The organism is Vibrio sp. Isolate23, from assembly GCF_022398095.1.
Classification (GTDB): Bacteria; Pseudomonadota; Gammaproteobacteria; order Enterobacterales; family Vibrionaceae; genus Vibrio; species Vibrio coralliilyticus_A.
The window spans coordinates 14,309-28,570 of sequence record NZ_JAKEUV010000005.1 but is presented as its reverse complement, the minus strand read 5'-3'; the positions used below and the strand labels follow the sequence as shown (position 1 = coordinate 28,570).

Sequence of the window (14,262 nt, the reverse complement as noted above, 5' to 3'; positions counted from 1 at the left end):
GCTTCTGTCTGCTCAGTGTTTATTGGCTCAATTCAAGGCGAATAAGCACTTCTTCTGTAATATCCGTTATTTCACTATAGCCGACGATACCATAAATCTCTTTTTCTAAGCTTCTAGCTTGATGCATACTGATCGGCGCAAGTTCTTTGATATCTTCCTGAAGAAGGGCACTCATGGGATCAAACACCGGCGCACTACAAACTCGAAGGGCGTAGAATTCACCGATTGCTTGAGCGTTTTTAATAAAAGAAATACGCTCTTTAACTGCGCTGAATTCGCTCACCAGTTTGGATTCATACGACTGAATTCGTGTACCAAACTGTGTGATAGACAAGTATATTTCTTGGAATTGTGGCTGCGCCCCATCAATATGTCGCATCGGCTGGGCAAGCAGAGTATTCGTATGACCTTTGTAGATAGGTTCGACGGAAAAGTTTTCTTCCTGCCCTAATTTTGCCAATACCACTAACGGCGGTGAAAGCGGGTAGTTAACACCAATGACACGAGGTTTAAGATTTCTCCCTCGTTTTTCTACGAAGATAGGCGTACTCACAACTTTGTCGAGTAAGATATCATGCAATCCTTCAAGTAGCTGGTTACTTGGCAAAAGCTCTTTTTTGGCGACGAGCTTATCTTGGTTATGCTCAATCAGCCGGCCAAAAAAAGCAATGGTGCGCATTGTGTTACTGTCTTCAAGCATGACGAGCTGGAGACGTTTTCCACCCGGCGAAATGCGAATAACTTTGTAAGGAACGCTGTCGAGAGGCAGCTTCTTGTCATAAAGGCTGAGTTCTTTAAAGTTAACAGAACATGTGTCCCCAGCTTTAAGTTTACTTGGAGAGGTCAAAGCCACACTGATACCGCGCTTCGAAATATCCAATGTTACGCCTGCATGCACCACATTTGTATCGCAAGTCATTTCTATTGGTGAGCGAAACTGAAAGCGAGGTTCCTTACGACGAGATTTTGCATCAAAATAAAGGCAAACCGGATTATTTTCTGGGTTACGCGCGTGGCAGAAGCGATTGAGGCTACTACTAGGGATTCTGGGTTTAGAAGTCAGCAAGTAATCCTGATGGGTGGACTGAGTGGAAAGCTCCTGAAGAATACCGCAATGAGTGAGCAAGTGAGTTTGGAAATCCAGCTCAGTAGAATGTTTAGAAAGTTCGGTACGCTCTTCATCAGACAGTTCGAAGACATGCAAGCGAAATGCTCTCCAGCTCTCTTTTTTTGCACCGACATGCCAGAATAACTGACGCACTTCTCGTGTTGCTTCAGGCATCATCATTGAGAAGAACAAAGTCTTACCTTGATGCTCATGAGTGAAGGAGTAAAACACATTGTTACTGCCACGCATACCGGGCTTGGTTAACTGTTCAATGCGCTCTTTATTAAACAAGCTGGTTAATGTTTGTTGATTGCGCTCGTCTTGCCAGTATTGCCAAATAGGTTGATTGTTCTCTGTCATCAATGCCAGTTTGAGTTCGCTGCCACTAAAGAACACGGGTAAATTACAGGTATGCTTGAGAAACGTATGCTCATAGCCTCGAGAACGAGCACGAATGACTTTGTCTTGATTGTCATGTCGGCTGCGTTGGTTATCATTTTTTAGCTTATCTTCTATGACTTGCTCAACAACATTTGACTCATCAAGCTTCAACAATCGTAGATACTTGACCGCATCATTTTCATATGAGTCATCAATACCGACAATCCGATAACTAATGGGAGTATCTAGCCCTTCGACTTCGCTGTCTTTTATCAATTCAACGAAACGAACAGCTATGACTTCGCCAAGTTTATAATTGAATGCAGAGGGTGCTTTAAACTTGGCTCCGGATGGAGAAATATCGACGGTTGTCGCGTGAACCAGTTGATCTCTGTTGATTTGAAACTCTATCTGCGTGGAAAGCTTGAGGCGATTTTCACGGCGTTTGAGATCATAGCCCAAGTTGATGGCTTCCACATCGTATGCCGTGCTCTTTTCAGAAAACTCGATACCCTGTGGTTTGCCTCGCTTTTGCATCACCCTAAAGTTGTTGTGAGTGTTGCATAGCGCTTCCCAAACACCTTCGGTATAACCACCAAACTTACGGGTATTTTTGTGGTAGGCATTGAAAGCGACATCATCGAGCCAATGCTTCACGCCGTCGAGTTCATATTCTCGACATTCCCCTTTTACCCGACCACGAAGGTCTACCGGTTTAGTGCAAGGGGCCATGACTCGATTAAGTTCCATCTTGACCAGAATTTTAACCGATGGGGGCTCTCCTTCAGTCATTTGCTCGAGAAGGTATTCAAAATCATCGGAATTGTAAGCAGGAATCAATCGTTCTGCTAAAGATAAAATCTCTGGCTGTTGCATATATTTTTGGTAGCTTGTCCCTTACGCTAAATATCGGCCTTGATATAAAGATCTTTAATGATATGTTACACCGAATCAAGGTTAATAGGTGACGAATGATAACGGCATTGTCACAAATACAGGTCAGAGGTGATATGGCGAAGGCAAAAAGAGCATACGTGTGTAATGACTGCGGTGCGGATTTCCCGCGTTGGCAGGGGCAGTGTAATGCTTGTGGTTCGTGGAATACGATTAGTGAAGTCCGATTGGCAGCATCGCCAGCCGCAGCACGAAATGAACGTTTAGCGGGCTATGCTGGAAACTCTGGGGAAACGCAAGTTCAAACCTTATCTGACATTGATTTGCAAGAAGTACCACGCTTTACCAGTGGCTTCAAAGAGTTTGACCGAGTGCTTGGTGGTGGTGTAGTTCCGGGGGCGGCGATTCTGATTGGTGGTAACCCAGGAGCGGGTAAATCTACTCTGCTTCTGCAGACGATGTGCTATCTCGCTTCACAGATGCCTACATTATACGTGACGGGGGAAGAGTCGTTGCAGCAGGTTGCGATGCGAGCGTCACGACTGGGTTTACCTAAAGATAACCTCAAGATGCTTTCTGAGACTAATGTTGACCGGATCTGCCAGATTGCAGAAAAAGAGCAGCCAAAAATCATGGTTATCGACTCAATTCAGGTGATGCATGTGGCAGATGTTCAATCATCACCCGGTAGCGTGGCGCAAGTACGTGAGTCTGCAACGGCATTAACACGATATGCAAAACAGAACAATGTCTCGGTATTTATTGTTGGCCATGTAACGAAAGATGGCACCTTGGCTGGGCCGAAAGTCCTTGAGCATATTATTGACTGCTCAGTGTTACTGGACGGCGGTACCGATAACCGTTTCAGAACGATGCGCAGTCACAAAAACCGTTTTGGCGCTGTCAACGAGTTGGGGGTGTTTGCGATGACAGGGCAGGGGTTAAAAGAAGTCAGTAACCCGTCAGCGATTTTTCTCTCTCGTGGTGAGGAAGAAACGTCTGGTAGCTCAGTGATGGTGGTATGGGAAGGCACACGCCCTCTATTAGTCGAAATTCAGGCCTTGGTTGATTATTCTCAGTTGGCAAACCCAAGACGTGTTGCTGTCGGGCTGGAGCAGAACCGATTGTCGCTTTTACTGGCCGTTTTACACAAGCATGGTGGACTACAGATGGCGGATCAAGACGTCTTCGTTAATGTGGTCGGTGGCGTCAAGGTCACTGAAACCAGCGCGGATTTAGCTTTAGTGATGGCATTACTATCAAGCTTTCGTGATCGTGTTATGCCAAAAGATGTGGTTATTTTTGGTGAAGTTGGCCTAGCGGGAGAGATTCGCCCGGTACCGAGTGGACAGGAAAGACTCAATGAGGCTTTCAAGCATGGCTTTAAGAAGGCCATTGTACCTGCGGCTAATATGCCAAAAGGTGGCATTGCAGGTATGCAGATCCATGGTGTGAAGAAGTTGTCAGAGGCAATTGAGGCATTTGATGAGCTATAGATCTTAGGTTTGAGCTGTTACCGACGAAATTGAAAGCGGAGGGTTGGCATGTTATGTCAACCCTTCATCCTTTGTATCTAAAGCATGTCCAGTGCTTTCTCGACGGCGCAGATCAATCGATCTACGTCTTGTTGGGTGTTGTAAATGGCAAAAGATACTCGAACTGTGCCTTTTACGTTAAGAGCATCCATTAATGGGTGAGCACAATGGTGGCCAGCGCGAACTGCAATCCCTTGTTGGTCAAGTAATGTTGCAATATCTTGATGGTGGACACCCTCAATCACAAAAGACACTACAGATGCATTTGGTTGGTAACCAAGGACTCTGACATCTTCAAGAGCGGAAAGCCTTCGATATGTATCTTTTACTAAATGATGAATGTGTTGCTCGACCACATTATGTGTGAAGCCTTGGTACCAGTGGATCGCTGTAGCTAATGCAAGAGCTCCGGCTACGTTAGGGGTACCCGCTTCAAATTTACCGGGTAACTGGCTGAATGTGGTGCCAGAAAACGAGACTTTCTCGACCATTTTCCCGCCACCATGCCATGGAGGCATGGCCTCCAGTAGTGGCAGTTTACCGTACAGAGCGCCTATTCCTGCGGGTGCATAAAGCTTGTGCCCAGAAAAAACGTAAAAATCGGCGTTTAAACGTTTTACATCGACTTTTTCGTGGACGATCCCCTGAGCTCCGTCAATGACCACTTTAGCTCCAACTTTATGCGCGTGAGCAATCACATCTTCAATTGGCAGGCGGCTACCTGTTACGTTAGTCATATGAGCGAGAGCGACGAGTCTGGTTTTATTGGATAACAAGTCGATAAAGGCGTTCATGTCCCATTGGCAACCTTCAGTCATTGGAACTTTCACAACTTTTGCCCCAGTTTGCTCAGCGACAATTTGCCACGGAACGATATTGGCGTGGTGTTCCATTTCACCAACCAGAATTTCGTCATTCGGTTTAAGTGTACTTCTTGCGTAGGTTTGAGCAATGAGGTTCAATGCTTCGGTCGCGCCACGTGTCCAGATAATTTCCTTACTAGTCGCTGCGCCGATAAAATCTGCCACGGTCTGACGAGCTGATTCAAATTGGCTGGTGGCTTGTGCTGTGAGGCTGTGACTACCACGATGGACATTGGCGTTTTGCGAACGGTAGTAGTCAGTAATAGTGCTGATGACACACTCAGGTTTCTGAGTGGTCGCAGCACTATCAAGGTAGACCAGATCTTCACCGTTAATGCTTTGTTGAAGGGCAGGGAATTGTGACCTGATAGATTGGACATCTAGCATGATTCAAGACCACCTAGTTTGTGATATTGCAATGTGGGAATGGTTACCATCGGCTCTGCAACTGTCCATGCGTGCTCTTTCCCCGATAAGTTAATGATGATTTCCATGGCAAACTCAAGGGCAGTGCCTGGGCCTTGGCTGGTCAATAAGTTGTGATTGATGTCGTAAGTGACTCGTTTAACACGCCAGTTCTTTTCATTGATATAAGATTCAAAATGAGGGTGGCAAGTCATGAGAGCATCTGAATACAGCTTGTGATGAGCGAGCACTAAAGCTGGGGCTGCACATATCGCTGCGACTAACTTGCCTTCATACATTTGCTGTCGAACAATCTCAACCAGTACGGTGCTGTCACGGAAGTTTTCAGCGCCCTCTACACCGCCCGGTAAGATAACAGCATCAAACTCATCATCAGCGATATCGACTAGTTTACAATCAGCAGTGAGTGTCACCCCTCTAGAGGCTTTCATTGTGAGCTGACCTTCGAAATCTGCGCTAGCGACAGTCACGTCATACCCTGCGCGAACCATCATGTCGATAATCGTGACGGCTTCCATTTCTTCTGTGCCCGGTGCAATCGGGATCAGTACATTTTTGCTCATTAAGATTCCCAGCTTTGTTCAATATGTTTGATTTGCGTGTAGAGCGCTTGATTTTCAGGGGTTTGAATATTGTGAATTTTAGCCTGTTTCAGCAAGTAACCAGTAATAAAATCAATTTCACTTTTACGTTTATAGTAAATGTCTTGTTGCATGGAAGAAAAGTTTTTAGCTGTGGTATTGATGACTTGGTAAACCGTCGATTCCAGTATGGGTAGCTCGATGGGAATCGAGCTCGCAGAGATGACTTGAAAGACTTCTTGGATGATAGCAGTGAGTTGGTTCTTATACTGCATAGCTGCCAAATCACCATTTCTGATATGTAAGGTGGCTGTTAGGGGGTTAATCGCACAGTTAATAGCCAGCTTGAGCCACAAAGCGTGTTCTATATTGTCACACCACGTGACTTCGGGAAGTGCATGCTGCATTACTTCTTGGAGAAAGTGACATTGTTTCCCTAAATGATTAATGCCGCCTATCTGAGTTATTCCTGCGCCTGTGTGTATGACGCGGTGTCGGGTTGGCTTATAAGCACCGTGTGTGGTGGTAGCAAGGAGTAAAGGATTGTCAGGAAAAGTGCTGTGAAGCCATTCATCGGTTCCCATGCCATTGTGCATGAGAGCGATCATGGTTTCAGGAGCAATATGCTTTTTTAATGGCGTCAGTGCTTGTTCAACCTGCCACGCCTTTACCGTGACTAATAGTAAATCGGCCAGTTTGAGAGAATCAATATTTTGATTATCAAATCGAATTGCCGATTGTTCACCAAGTTGTAGATTCAGGTGAGGTTTATTTGAAGTCGACCAAACAGCAACATGATGGCCTGAAATGGAAAGTTTAGTCGCCCACAGCGTACCAATAGAACCGGGACCAATAATAACGATATTCACACTGATTTGCCGAACCGATAATTTCCCACAAGGATAATCACCGTTTAAGCGAAAGCCAATAAAAAATGGTACCCGAAGGTACCATTTTTAAGGCAGTGAACTTCAATTAGTGGCTTAGAACTTGTAAGTCACGGCTACGTAGTTAGTTACACCTGAAGAGCGGAATGCTGGAGTGTCTTCGATACCATAAACATCTTGGTAAAGTTTAAGACCGTAGCCCACAGCGAAGCGATCTGAGTGCCAGTAGATACCATTAAACATCGCACCGCCAGTGCTTGAAGATGTTCCAAACTTGTTACCAGAGTTATCTTCCATTGCAAAGTTGAAGTCTAGGTAACCTTGGTAAGAGATAAATGAGCCATTTTCGAAGAAGTAGAAAGGCTTAAACCAGTTAGTTGATAGTTGGAAGCCGTTCCAGCCTTTAGCATTACTATCGTACGTACTGTATAGATTTAGCCCCATTTTACCGAACCATGGTACTTCAACATCAGAACCGATACCGATTTTTTGCTGGTTAACACCGAATGTGCCGTTATTACCATTGGCATCTGCGGCGATAGTGTTCACGCCATCCCATGTAATTTCAGAAGCAATGTATAGCTCTTTAACTGGGCCAAAAGATAAATCTTTACCAGTAGCAGCATCAAGAGACATACGAGGCGCAAACTTCATAAACATTTTCGCTTGAACATCATCTTTGTCGCTACTTGAATCGGAAGTTAGGTTAAATACATCAACGTAACCGTATAGGTCGAAAATACCTGAACGACCGCCGAATTCCATTTCTAGATAATCGTGCGTTGAGTTACCTGGCTTTTCGTTGAACGCGCCCATTAGGTTGAACTGCATCCATTTGTAGTCGTTCTTGTGGATATCGCCGTCAGAATAATCGGCAGCCATTGCCGGTGCAGACATTGCAGCTACGACACCAAGAGCTAAAAGTGATTTACGCATAGTGGGACTCTCTATGTTTATTCAATATCAAAATACATTCATATAGCCATCGTTGCACAATCTTTGTTGTGCTTTTACTGGAGCGCATATTAACGATAAAAATCTCAATTAATAGTGATACGGAGTGTAAAAATACATAAAACTAGTGATTGAGATCTCATTAATGATTATTTTTTTAGGATGTAACGGGTGTGTAATTGTTTTGCATAAAAAGTGATATGGGTATCGTTTACGCAAGCGCTTGCGCTAATTTTAATGCCTGTCAAACAATCAACATATTTAGTGATTGATCCCTGTGTCATCTTTTTCGTAAGTACTGATAAAGTGATTAAGGATGATTAATGTTGTCAGAAATTATGCTGTTCCCTCTAGGCTCAATGCTTCTTCCTGAAGGAAAAATGAAGCTTCGTATTTTCGAACCTAGATACAAAAGATTAATCAAAGAGGCGAGTCAATCTGATGGCACCTTTGGTATTTGCTTAGTTGAACAAGATGAGCTTTCGGCATCACCCCGACTATCATCGGTTGGGTCGTTGGCGAAAATTGTCGACTTTGAACTGCTCGAAGATGGGTTATTGGGGGTAACAGTGGTTGGCCTCAGATGCTTCGAAATCAAAAGGATCAGAATCGAATTTGATGGCTTGCGTAAAGCACGCATCGAGTGGCGTACAAGCTGGGAGTTTTCTCAACTTTCTCAACAGCACGAATATCTGAGTGAGCAACTTCGTAATGTGTATGAGCAATTCCCTCAGCTCGGTGATTTGTATGACCAATGTTTCTTTGACGATGCAAGCTGGGTCAGCCAGCGCTGGCTTGAGCTCCTTCCTGTACCTCAGAAGCAATTTGACTTTCTGTTACGCCAAAAAGATTGCACCAAAGCGATAGAGTTTCTCTCCCGCTCTATTGAAAGCTAAACTTATTGAGTGATCCACCCACTTCTTTCTGACGTAAAACAGTAAAAGTGCAGATAAGGACCTGAACATGGCAGTTAAGGACACTGAATCTTTCGTTAAAAAAGACTGGCTCCTCTGTATGGAGAGAGTGAAAGAAAAAGACAAAGCCTCATATGCGTTGGTCTTCAAGCACTTTGCGCCTAGGTTAAAACAATTTACTTACAAGCACATGGGCAATGAACAAGTAGCTGTCGAATTGGTTCAAGAGACGATGACAACCGTGTGGCAGAAAAGTCATCTTTTTGATGGCTCTAAAAGCTCGTTATCAACGTGGATTTATACGATAGCGAGGAACCTTTGTTTCGATACGCTGAGGAAACAACGAGGAAGAGATCTTCATATTCATTCAGAAGACATTTGGCCTAACGATTATTGCCCACCAGACATGGTGGAACATTACACCCCAGAGCACGAGATGCTGAAAGAGCAAGTTGTGAAGTTCTTAGATATTCTTCCAGAAGCACAAAAAAAAGTCGTGCAAGCTGTGTATCTTGAAGAACTGCCCCATCAGCAAGTTGCTGATATGTACGACATACCTGTCGGTACAGTCAAGTCTCGGTTAAGGCTCGCTGTAGAGAAATTACGTTATTCAATAGAGGTAGAAAGATTATGAGCTATCATCCGAATCAGCCTATGTTACAAGCTTATGTTGAAGGCAATCTGGATGCAGTCGACGGGTTTACTGTCGCGACTCATTTGGAAAGCTGCCCCATTTGTCAGAAACAAGTCCAACAGCTAGAGAATCATCTTGGTGAAGCTTTGATGGATCTTAGTGGTTTTGACGATAACGGCTTTGATACTATGCTAAACGACATCCTAGAAAGTGAACCTGCCTCAAGCCTATCTAGGCCGATCAGGAAACCTTCTAGCATTGAAGTGAATGGCAAAACGTTCCAGCTACCTTTTTCTCTATCACGCTTCCGAGATAGGGTCGGGGAGTGGAAAAGCTATGGCGGCAAGGTTTTTAGTGCACCGATTGATATTGGTGACAGCGTGCGGGTCAATTTGATGTATATTGCGGAAGGCGTGAAGATACCTCAGCATACACACAAAGGTATTGAGTCTACCTTGGTTCTGCACGGTGGGTTTAGTGATGAAGATGGTCATTACGAAGCTGGAGATTATTTAGTCAAAGATGCTTCTATCAAGCACAGTCCATGTACAAAACAAGGCGAAGACTGTCTTTGTCTAACGGTGCTCACTGAGCCGATGATATTTACTCAAGGGGTCGCACGGATATTTAATAGATTTGGAAAGGGCTTGTATCCGTAAGGGAACGTAAAAGCGCTATCAAGGCAGGCTTGAGATTATCCAAGCCTGCTTTTTTTATCTTCACTCAACACTTGGTGATTTCGAAGGCTGAATATCTCTTTTTTGTGCCTTGTTTAACATATCTGTGAAATAGTGGCGCAATGAATAAAGCATAATCAAGCTCGGAATTACCATCAACGCGGTCAGGATAAAGAACATCGACCAATCGTTGAGATAATCAACCAACTCTCCAGAAAATGAGGCTAATGTTGTGCGGCCGAAGTTGCCCAATGAAGCCAGTAAGGCATACTGGGTTGCCGAAAATGCCTGACCAGTTACTACGGTCAAGAATGAGACAAAAGCAACGGTGGAAAAGGCAGAAGTAAAGTTATCGACAACTAACGTTGCGAGGAATAACTGTTCACTCGGACCTACTTTGGCAATCCAAGCAAACATTAAGTTACTTGAAGCCATTGCGATTCCCCCAATCATCAGGCCACGCACAATGCCGAACTTTACGTTAACCATACTGCCAATTAAGGTGAAAAGAATGGTTAAGCCCCAACCGACAAGTTTCGAATAATGGCCAATTTGCTCATTACTGAAGCCGACCTCCTTATAAAAGGTAATTGACATGCGACCTAAGAAGGCTTCACCGATTTTAAAGAGAAAAACAAACAGCAGTAGTGTTAGCGCAACTCTAAAGCCATTGCTTCTGAAAAAGTCGAGAAATGGCTCTGCCACGGTCACGGTAAACCATGCAACGATACGATTCTTGACGACCTTGCTATGCCGTTGCTCAGCTTGAGCTTGCAGCTCATCTCGCTGGGTTTTCGGTTCACCAACGAGTAAGGTGAAAATCATGAGTAGACCGACTACGGCAGCCATTCCGTAATAGACACCATTCCAACCTATTGAATCGGCGTTGATAAACGCTAAATAACCAGGCACTGAGTAGCCAGTCCACCAACCAATAACCGACATCGCCGAGGCTTGGGGGAGTTTAGAAGACTCAGACTTAGGAAAGGTATCGATACGAAAAGCATCGATGGCAATATCCTGAGTGGCCGATGCTATAGCGATGCCTAACGCAAGCATAGAGGTCAACATCAAGTTCTGAGATGGGTCAACACCTGCGATAAATAGCGTACAGATTAGGACAAGCGACTGACATAAGAAAATCCAACTGCGGCGCTGGCCTAGGATAGCATGCAAAATAGGCAGCTTGACTCGGTCAACAAGCGGCGCCCATAAGAAGTTAATCGCGTAGACAACAAAGACACTACCGAAATAGCCAATAGCAGCGCGAGTTAAGCCTGCGTCTTTAAGCCAACCGGACATGTTAGAGCCGATCAAAACCCATGGAAAGCCGCTAGAGCAGCCTAACATAAACACCCAGAGTAGGCGTTTGTCAAAATAACTGCGAATGGTTGCTAGCCAAGACATAGAAGAGGAACTGGCAGACATAAACCTTTCCTTGTTTGTTTTATAGTGATTGCTAAGTTATGGAAAATGAGCGGAATTGAAAAGGCTCCAACCGGATATGTTGGAGCCTTTATAGATTATGGAAGCAAGGTTACCTTGGTGACAATAATCGGCGTCGCGGGCACGTCACGGTAACGACCGACCGTTTTAGTCCGTTTTTTAGACATTTGCTTTACAACATCAAAGCCTTGCGTGACTTTACCAAAAACTGCATAGCCCGGTGGGCGTTGGTCGTAATCAAGAAAGCTGTTGTCGGCATAGTTAATGAAAAACTGACGTGTGGCGGAGTTCGGGTTATTTGTCCTTGCCATAGCAACAGTTGCGGTTTCATTCTTCAAACCGTTAGAGGCTTCATTTTTTATTGGAGCGTAAGTTGATAGCTGCTTCATGTCTTTATCAAAACCGCCACCTTGCGCCATGAAACCTGGGATCACGCGGTGAAACTGAGTGCCGACATAGCTGCCATCTTGAACATATTTGAGAAAGTTCTCTACAGTGAGTGGTGCTTTCTCTTGATTCAGTTCGATGGTGAACGCGCCAAGTGTGGTTTCGAATTCAACTTTAGGGCCTGCAAAAACCAGATTACTGACTAGAGCTAGAGAGGCTATCGCAACTTTCCACATTAGAAGCGCTCCTGCATGTAGTTTTTCAGTTCTTGGTCTCTTGCGATTTCTTTGAATACTAGGTTGATGACGTCGTTAAGTACAACTTCGATTTCTTCATTAGAAGCACTCAGCGCACCAGTGCGTTTAGCTGTACCTGTGTAGGTTTTCACTAATTTGCCTTGAGGGGTTTCGGCGGTGATCTCGAGTACGACTTTACCGTCCATCTCATTTTCCATCACAGAATGTTTGACAGAAACGAGAGCTTCTTGGACTTCTACTTTTATTGAGTTTTCGCTGTTAACTGTGCTACGGAAACCTTGAGATTGGAACTGCTCCAGCAGAGCATTCTCGATCGCAATACGTACATTTTGCTTAGAGTGAATTGGTTCAATGTTTGAACGACCACTGTCAATAAGTGCCACATATTGTGCTGAACGTACGTCTTTACTTGTCAGGGTGAAACTTGCGTCTTTTACGATGTCGCTATTGCTCAAAACTGGTTGAGGCATGAAGTTAAGCTGATCTTGTTGCGGGGCGGCACACGCAGTAAGTAAGGCCATTGACGCGGCTAGAACCAATTTTCTCATTGTAATTTCCTTTAATCGTAACTCTAAACGTATTAGAGACATGATAGTGAACTATTTAGTCGCTTGTAAAATAACAAATTTCTTATTTGAAGCGACGAGTTTTACGTTCTGTTTTCCAAATAGCTTAGATAACTTCACATCGTAGCTGAGGTGGCGGTTGCCGATAACTAATAATTGCCCACCGTTGCTGAGAACATGCTTTGTGTCACAGAACATCTGCCATGCAATATGATCGGTAATCGCTTGTTGCTGATGGAAAGGAGGGTTACACACCACCAAATCTGCGCTTGCAAACGTGAAACCGTCCAGACAGTTGTTTGTTAAGCATTGAAAATTGCGCTCTTTTCCTAGGGTATTGGATAAGTTTCTTCTCGCTGATTCTGTCGCCATAAAACTCTCATCAATACAGGTTATCTGGATCTGTGGATTCAATAATCCCATTTTTACGGACAACACACCGTTGCCACAACCGAGGTCGATGACCCTCTTATCGGATAAGTTTGTTGGGAGATGCTCAAGCATAAAGCGCGCTCCCTGATCGAGTTTTTCACCTGAGTACACATTCGGTAAGTTTTCTAACTCAAATCCATGCTGTTCGACACTCCAACAGGTTGATGGTTCGATAGGAGCTGGGTGAAGGCTATTGGCTCGGGAGAAGACCAAGCGATGCTTTTTCCATGCTAACGAGGTGGTCGTGGTGCCGAGATATTTCTCAAATAACTTCAGTGTGGAGGTATGAATTTCTTTCGCTTTATTGACCGCAATGACAGGTACAGAGTTAGGGATGTATTGTCTTAATTGACTGAGTAACCAGACTAGATGGCGATTGTTTCTCGGAATTTGCATCAAAACATAGTCAACCTCTGATGGGATTAACCCCATGGTGTTTTCTAACACAATATTCGGACAATGATTGTATTGAAGGTTTTGCTGTGTTGCTTGATGCGCAATATAGGAATCGCTCATCATAGTTACTTGATGTTGTTCGGAAAAACAGCAGCTTAGCGCGCCAAAATTATCATTGATAATGAGAATATTCTTGCCAGTACCAATGTTTAATTCTTTCATATAATTAATGAGATACTCATCGCCAGCGTCCCACGCTTGGAGGGTTTCATTGTGTCGTTTTGGGAATCGATGAAGGGTTAAAGTACGCCCATGAAGCGCAAGTTCAGTTTTCATAGTTGAAACGCATGGTCAAATTCATAGTTTAAATTGTCGCAGAAGGTGAAGGTTGTGAAAACTAAAACCTTTAGCTTTGCTATTAAGAAGACTATTATCTTTCTTTTAATACTGTTCATATTTCAATGGTGATGCGCAATGCTGCAAGAAGTGATAGAAACCAAGCTCCAAGACTACTTTGCACCCGTTCATCTTAATGTGCTGAATGAAAGCTATATGCACAACGTTCCTACGGGTTCGGAAAGCCATTTTAAAGTGGTGATTGTCAGTGATAAATTTGACGGTCAGCGTTTGATTGGCCGTCATCGCCAAGTGAATCAGGTGCTTGCTGATGAGCTGGCGAACCATATTCATGCGTTATCTATTCATACTTACACGCAAGATGAATGGAAAGAGCAAAACGAATTAGCGCCGGATAGCCCGATGTGCTTGGGGGGCTCCAAGTAATTGAAAAGAAAAGAGGTAGCATAGGCTGCCTTTTTTATCGCCTGCAATTTAGGTGAACGTTAACAATGTAGAAACAAATACACAGCTTAATTAGTTTTAATTAGAAATGATTTGTAATGTGAATATTGAAAGGCGTTGTTG

General features: G+C 44.1%; 14 protein-coding genes. 5 read left to right on the top strand and 9 right to left on the bottom strand.

Annotation, left to right across the window (positions count from 1 at the left end):
• Window positions 1-19: 19 nt before the first annotated feature.
• Window positions 20-2,365, bottom strand: a complete 2,346-nt coding sequence (locus L1D31_RS13795) for a PilZ domain-containing protein (RefSeq protein ID WP_239837676.1) — start codon at window positions 2,363-2,365, stop codon at window positions 20-22.
• Window positions 2,366-2,499: 134 nt separating this feature from the next.
• Here L1D31_RS13795 and radA point away from each other — a divergent pair, with 134 nt between their 5' ends.
• Window positions 2,500-3,879, top strand: a complete 1,380-nt coding sequence (radA, locus tag L1D31_RS13790; RefSeq protein WP_239837675.1) for a DNA repair protein RadA — start codon at window positions 2,500-2,502, stop codon at window positions 3,877-3,879.
• Window positions 3,880-3,956: 77 nt separating this feature from the next.
• Here the strand turns inward: radA and csdA are convergent, their stop codons facing one another.
• The 4 genes from csdA to L1D31_RS13770 all read right to left on the bottom strand — a co-directional run bounded on the left by csdA (window position 3,957) and on the right by L1D31_RS13770 (window position 7,611).
• Window positions 3,957-5,168 carry a cysteine desulfurase CsdA gene (gene csdA, locus L1D31_RS13785; RefSeq protein WP_239837674.1) on the bottom strand — a complete coding sequence of 404 codons (1,212 nt, stop codon included), beginning with the start codon at window positions 5,166-5,168 and terminating at the stop codon, window positions 3,957-3,959.
• Window positions 5,162-5,770, bottom strand: coding sequence for a DJ-1 family glyoxalase III (locus tag L1D31_RS13780; protein ID WP_239837673.1), 609 nt, complete (start codon window positions 5,768-5,770; stop codon window positions 5,162-5,164). The genes csdA and L1D31_RS13780 overlap by 7 nt, the downstream gene beginning before the upstream one ends.
• Window positions 5,770-6,657, bottom strand: a complete 888-nt coding sequence (gene panE, locus L1D31_RS13775; RefSeq protein WP_239837672.1) for a 2-dehydropantoate 2-reductase — start codon at window positions 6,655-6,657, stop codon at window positions 5,770-5,772. The genes L1D31_RS13780 and panE overlap by 1 nt, the downstream gene beginning before the upstream one ends.
• A gap of 114 nt (window positions 6,658-6,771) precedes the next feature.
• The gene (locus L1D31_RS13770; protein ID WP_239837671.1) at window positions 6,772-7,611 is read right to left on the bottom strand and encodes an outer membrane protein OmpK; all 840 of its coding nucleotides are present in this window, start codon (window positions 7,609-7,611) and stop codon (window positions 6,772-6,774) included.
• A 344-nt stretch (window positions 7,612-7,955) separates the two neighbouring features.
• Here L1D31_RS13770 and L1D31_RS13765 point away from each other — a divergent pair, with 344 nt between their 5' ends.
• From L1D31_RS13765 to L1D31_RS13755, 3 genes are all read left to right on the top strand, one after another.
• On the top strand, window positions 7,956-8,525 hold the full coding sequence (locus L1D31_RS13765; protein ID WP_239837855.1) for an LON peptidase substrate-binding domain-containing protein: 570 nt from the start codon (window positions 7,956-7,958) through the stop codon (window positions 8,523-8,525).
• A 67-nt stretch (window positions 8,526-8,592) separates the two neighbouring features.
• The gene (locus L1D31_RS13760) at window positions 8,593-9,177 is read left to right on the top strand and encodes an RNA polymerase sigma factor (protein ID WP_239837670.1); all 585 of its coding nucleotides are present in this window, start codon (window positions 8,593-8,595) and stop codon (window positions 9,175-9,177) included.
• A complete protein-coding gene (locus tag L1D31_RS13755; protein ID WP_239837669.1) occupies window positions 9,174-9,836 on the top strand; it encodes a ChrR family anti-sigma-E factor in 663 nt (220 codons plus the stop codon). The genes L1D31_RS13760 and L1D31_RS13755 overlap by 4 nt, the downstream gene beginning before the upstream one ends.
• A gap of 60 nt (window positions 9,837-9,896) precedes the next feature.
• On the opposite strand, the gene L1D31_RS13750 is transcribed toward L1D31_RS13755, so the two are convergent.
• The 4 genes from L1D31_RS13750 to L1D31_RS13735 all read right to left on the bottom strand — a co-directional run bounded on the left by L1D31_RS13750 (window position 9,897) and on the right by L1D31_RS13735 (window position 13,674).
• Complete coding sequence (locus L1D31_RS13750) at window positions 9,897-11,282, bottom strand: MFS transporter (RefSeq protein ID WP_239837668.1); 1,386 nt, start codon at window positions 11,280-11,282, stop codon at window positions 9,897-9,899.
• A 95-nt stretch (window positions 11,283-11,377) separates the two neighbouring features.
• The gene (locus L1D31_RS13745; RefSeq protein WP_239837667.1) at window positions 11,378-11,923 is read right to left on the bottom strand and encodes a peptidylprolyl isomerase; all 546 of its coding nucleotides are present in this window, start codon (window positions 11,921-11,923) and stop codon (window positions 11,378-11,380) included.
• Window positions 11,923-12,492 (bottom strand): YajG family lipoprotein, encoded by a 570-nt coding sequence (locus L1D31_RS13740; protein ID WP_239837666.1) that lies wholly within the window; start codon window positions 12,490-12,492, stop codon window positions 11,923-11,925. The genes L1D31_RS13745 and L1D31_RS13740 overlap by 1 nt, the downstream gene beginning before the upstream one ends.
• A gap of 51 nt (window positions 12,493-12,543) precedes the next feature.
• A complete protein-coding gene (locus L1D31_RS13735) occupies window positions 12,544-13,674 on the bottom strand; it encodes a methyltransferase (RefSeq protein ID WP_239837665.1) in 1,131 nt (376 codons plus the stop codon).
• 138 nt (window positions 13,675-13,812) lie between these two features.
• Here L1D31_RS13735 and bolA point away from each other — a divergent pair, with 138 nt between their 5' ends.
• Complete coding sequence (bolA, locus tag L1D31_RS13730) at window positions 13,813-14,121, top strand: transcriptional regulator BolA (RefSeq protein ID WP_239837664.1); 309 nt, start codon at window positions 13,813-13,815, stop codon at window positions 14,119-14,121.
• Window positions 14,122-14,262 lie beyond the last annotated feature (141 nt).

Bases quoted from the DNA above. Each gene is read 5' to 3' on its own strand.
- L1D31_RS13795 (WP_239837676.1), bottom strand. From the start codon at position 2,365: ATGCAACAGCCAGAGATTTTATCTTTAGCAGAACGATTGATTCCTGCT.
- radA (WP_239837675.1), top strand. From the start codon at position 2,500: ATGGCGAAGGCAAAAAGAGCATACGTGTGTAATGACTGCGGTGCGGAT.
- csdA (WP_239837674.1), bottom strand. From the start codon at position 5,168: ATGCTAGATGTCCAATCTATCAGGTCACAATTCCCTGCCCTTCAACAA.
- L1D31_RS13780 (WP_239837673.1), bottom strand. From the start codon at position 5,770: ATGAGCAAAAATGTACTGATCCCGATTGCACCGGGCACAGAAGAAATG.
- L1D31_RS13770 (WP_239837671.1), bottom strand. From the start codon at position 7,611: ATGCGTAAATCACTTTTAGCTCTTGGTGTCGTAGCTGCAATGTCTGCA.
- L1D31_RS13760 (WP_239837670.1), top strand. From the start codon at position 8,593: ATGGCAGTTAAGGACACTGAATCTTTCGTTAAAAAAGACTGGCTCCTC.
- L1D31_RS13755 (WP_239837669.1), top strand. From the start codon at position 9,174: ATGAGCTATCATCCGAATCAGCCTATGTTACAAGCTTATGTTGAAGGC.
- L1D31_RS13750 (WP_239837668.1), bottom strand. From the start codon at position 11,282: ATGTCTGCCAGTTCCTCTTCTATGTCTTGGCTAGCAACCATTCGCAGT.
- L1D31_RS13745 (WP_239837667.1), bottom strand. From the start codon at position 11,923: ATGTGGAAAGTTGCGATAGCCTCTCTAGCTCTAGTCAGTAATCTGGTT.
- L1D31_RS13740 (WP_239837666.1), bottom strand. From the start codon at position 12,492: ATGAGAAAATTGGTTCTAGCCGCGTCAATGGCCTTACTTACTGCGTGT.
- L1D31_RS13735 (WP_239837665.1), bottom strand. From the start codon at position 13,674: ATGAAAACTGAACTTGCGCTTCATGGGCGTACTTTAACCCTTCATCGA.
- bolA (WP_239837664.1), top strand. From the start codon at position 13,813: ATGCTGCAAGAAGTGATAGAAACCAAGCTCCAAGACTACTTTGCACCC.